This is a genomic window from Porphyromonas sp. CAG:1061 (assembly GCF_000435035.1).
In the GTDB taxonomy this organism is placed as follows: Bacteria; Bacteroidota; Bacteroidia; order Bacteroidales; family Porphyromonadaceae; genus Porphyromonas_A; species Porphyromonas_A somerae.
The window spans coordinates 10,000-13,690 of sequence record NZ_HF988906.1; the positions used below are offsets into that span (position 1 = coordinate 10,000).

At 49.4% G+C, this 3,691-nt stretch carries 3 protein-coding genes; all 3 read right to left on the reverse strand.

From position 1 onward, the window contains the following. Nucleotides 1–64 precede the first annotated feature (64 nt). Entirely contained in the window at nucleotides 65–2,602 is a 2,538-nt protein-coding gene (locus tag QVO39_RS04080; protein WP_021903122.1) for a carboxypeptidase-like regulatory domain-containing protein, read from the reverse strand. A 3-nt stretch (nucleotides 2,603–2,605) separates the two neighbouring features. Then, nucleotides 2,606–3,454 (reverse strand): GLPGLI family protein, encoded by an 849-nt coding sequence (locus tag QVO39_RS04085; protein WP_021903123.1) that lies wholly within the window; start codon nucleotides 3,452–3,454, stop codon nucleotides 2,606–2,608. Between the two features lie 93 nt (nucleotides 3,455–3,547). Then, nucleotides 3,548–3,691: aspartate-alanine antiporter-like transporter (locus tag QVO39_RS04090; RefSeq protein WP_288171741.1), on the reverse strand; the 144-nt coding region annotated here is incomplete at its 5' end.

A 3,691-nucleotide genomic window follows, 5' to 3' on the forward strand; every position in this document is an offset into this window, starting at 1 on the left:
AGCCACTATCAAAGTATCCGAAACGCTTTGATAGTGGCTATTTTTTTTGTTCTATAACCTCTCGTCAGAAGTAGAAAAGATAGGAGAGTAGTGCCGAGCGACCTCTCAATTGGTACCACGAGCGATTGCTCTCGGTGGCACTATAGCTAGTAAATCCATACTCCCGCTGATTGAGGAGATTGTGGAGGTGCAACTTGAAATTGCCTATGGTGGTGCGGTACTCACCCACAGTGCTGAGGAGAAAAAGATGCTTCATCTCATGCATCCGCCATTCCTTCCCTTGATGCTCACAGAGAAGCGTGAGGTGTAAGTCGTCGGTAGGTGAATAGGTGACATCTAGCGTCCCTAAGAGCGTATGGAGTGGATCAAGCTTCTGAGTGGCATACCACATCTGAGAGCGAGTAACGTTGTAGGATAGCTTGCCCGACCAGTGCTTTGCTAGATCACATTGTACTTCACCCCAAGTTGATAGGTTCATCATCTGCGACGTTTGTTCCACCTCCCGACGCATCGTTTGGTAATGGGCATAATTGCCCGAAAAGCCGGCCGATACCTTGCTTTTTATCTTCCGAAAGTAGCGGGAAATATAGGTATTGAGCTGATAATTACCATAGGTATTGTCCCCTTTCACCAGTTCTAGACGATTCAAGTCGACCGTTGGGTTATCCGTTAGAAAGTGATCCGAACGACCATATCTTCCCGAGAGGGTGATTGTGCCATACAGCTCCTGTACTGGTTGGCGAAACTTCAGGTTGATGCTAGCATAAAGACCTTGGCTACTCGTTAGCTCTCCAGCTCCCAACCGCTCCTGCCGGTAGGTAGTGAAGAATGGCTGTCGCATCAGATCTAGTAGGCTCCCCACCTCTTGGTAATAATTGACCATCCCAAATAGGTGCCATACTCTATTGAGTCGGTACATATAATTGAGTGATGGAGAAAGAAGTAGATGCGACGCCCGATCCGCTTCGCCATACTTCAGTATCGCCAATGTGGTTGGTAGCTCAAATGAGATATTATTGTCTCCCAGAGAGAAACGCCACAGGCGAGGCGATACTTTCAGATCCCATCGTTGCCCTTGCGTATATTCTGCCCCATCCTTATGAATCTTATCCCGTACATAGCTTCCCTCTATCGGAATGGCCAATTGCCATCCTTTCTTTAAGGGAAATAGAAAAGAAGTAGAGAGGCTAGCCCTCATCACCTCCTCGCTAAACTTCTGCTCTATCAGAGGGGCAGAGAGGGAGAGAAGCGGTGCATTTTGGTAGGAGAGCTTACTGTGGAATGAAAGCACCTTTCGCCCGAAGCGTTGGCTCCAATTGAGGCGATTTTGCACCAAGTGCGATCGGAGATCTATCTCCTGAAGCATCGGAGTGGCGAAGCGGAAGATCTGATCCTTTTGATGCTGCCTTAGCCCCACATACTCTACCGTCTCATTCAAGTAGTTGTTACGCTCATTGCGTTTGTACTCCAACATCGCCCGCCCCAGCTGCTCACGAGATCTCGTGTGGACCTCATGCTCATTGAGCACCACATCTTCTGACTTTGAAGGAGCGAAAAAGGTCAATTCATTACCATAGGAGTGCCGACTAGTATAGTCTGAGTAGCTAAGGTCTGCCTTCAGTGTTCGGTCGGTCGAAAATTGGTAAATCGTCTTGGCCTTTCCTTGACCGCCCCGCTGGCGTAAGTAGAAATGTGGAGAGAGGGAAGGCTCAGGTGCCGAAAGACCCATAGGCAGGCTCGAGAGCAAAGGACTCGAGGGCATCAAAGGGGTAATGACCGAGTGCTTCACCTCATCTGTTGCGTTGAAGTCCTTATCTAGTCGTCCCTCCACCGTACTCTGCCACCTTGGTTGAGCATAGAGGAGATAGCCCATTCCCCGGTAGGCCAATTCCTTCTGGCTATCCACCCCTGCCCCGATCTCCGCCTTGCCATTAGCCCGGCCACGAGCCTTATGGTTCAGTACCAGATTCATCACGATCTTATCGTCACTCACCAGATCCTTCAGCATCTTGATGTCCTGCTGATTCTCCATAATCTCTACGCGGGCGACCTTGTCATACCTTAGGTTTTGAATAGTACTTTGGTAATCCCTGCCCAAGACATCCATATTGTCGATGGTCAGCTTATCCACTGCCCTGCCGAGATACGAAATCGATCCCGCCTTAGAAACCTCCACCCCAGGGAGCTTCTTCAGAGCATCCTGTAGCGTTACATCTCGTTGGCTCACAAATCTCCCTAGGTGATAGACCGTCGTATCGCCATGCTGTACAATGCGGGGGGCCTCCACCACCAAGTCCTTCAGCTCTCTATTGGAGGGGGAGAGCTGGTAGGTGTGTAGCTGGCTATCGGTCACTTTTGTCTGAAAAGGCTCATAAGAGAGGTGATTAAAAGCAAGCGTACAAGGCGGCGTAGCTTTGGGAATGCTAAACTTACCTTGGGCATTGGAGGTGGCAAATGCCTTCGTCTTTCCCTCTAAAATTACCTTCACCATCACCCCACTAATGGGCTGACCACTCTCGCTATCCACCACCACTCCACTCATCTGAGCTGTTGCCGATACCCAGACCAAGAGGAGCCACAGACCTATTAGCCACTGTCTCATCGGTTACTCCTTTTCCAAGAAGATAAAACCATTGGGAAATGAACGCATTAATACGATCCCATCATTCGCAAAAACAACCGTCTTACCATTCTCTCCCTTCCTTACAGTCATACTGGTGACGCCTGCTGATAACCCTTCGCTTTCCTGCTTAGGATAGAAGGCATGATACAGCTCCAAGAAGCCCTCTCGATTGATCTCAAAAGCACTTTCTGGGCGAACGAATGGCGGTACTATTCCCCTTTTGTTGCGAATCTCGGCCAATTCAAAGGTGATCTCTCCCGTGCTATCTTCTGCCGCCAACACCAATCCAGGTAGCCCAGCCAATTTCCATGGGCCATAAGGTAGAGGTATCTCCTCTGTGTACCAAGCCGTCCACTGCCTACCAGCAAAGTCCAACTTCGCTTCGTGGCAAAGGTACCCTGCTATCTCCTTACTCCCTTCGCCCAGCTCCCAAGCCGTTGGAAAAGGCTCGGTATAATAATAGCGATTGGGCAGGATCGGTTCGTGATGCTCCATCTCTTGTCGCTCTAGATCTAGGTAGATCTTTGGTAGAAAGAAGCACTCTGCTGCTGCTTCACGCACCTCTGATTGTTCTACTAGGGTAGGGTCAATATCGTCCAAAGCTCTGAGAGAGTCGGTCTTGTAGGCAGCATAGTCCTCCACTACCGCTCTGGTGTCTCCTACACTCAGCATCACAAACGTTACATCCACTGCCCCTTCTGGGTTGGTGGGTTCGTGCTTCAGCAACTGCTTATAAATAACATTGAGCTGTGCCGGCTCCACATTCTGTGCACTAATCTTAAAGGAGACCAGCAAAAAGGCTCCTAAAATAAAGATGCTCACTCTTTTCATAATAAAATCGTATCTCACTACAAGTTAAGTAACTACTTGTGCAAGATACGATTTTTTTTTATTTATAAAAACGATGAGTGCTTTCTCTTCGCATTAGAGGAGGAATATGATCACCAGCTGTGCCGCCAGTACCCTTAAGAACATCGTGAGCGGGTAGACCGTGGCATAGCCCACTGCGGCAGCATCGCTATCGGAGAGGCTATTGGCGTAGGCTAGGGCAGGGGGGTCGGTGGTGGC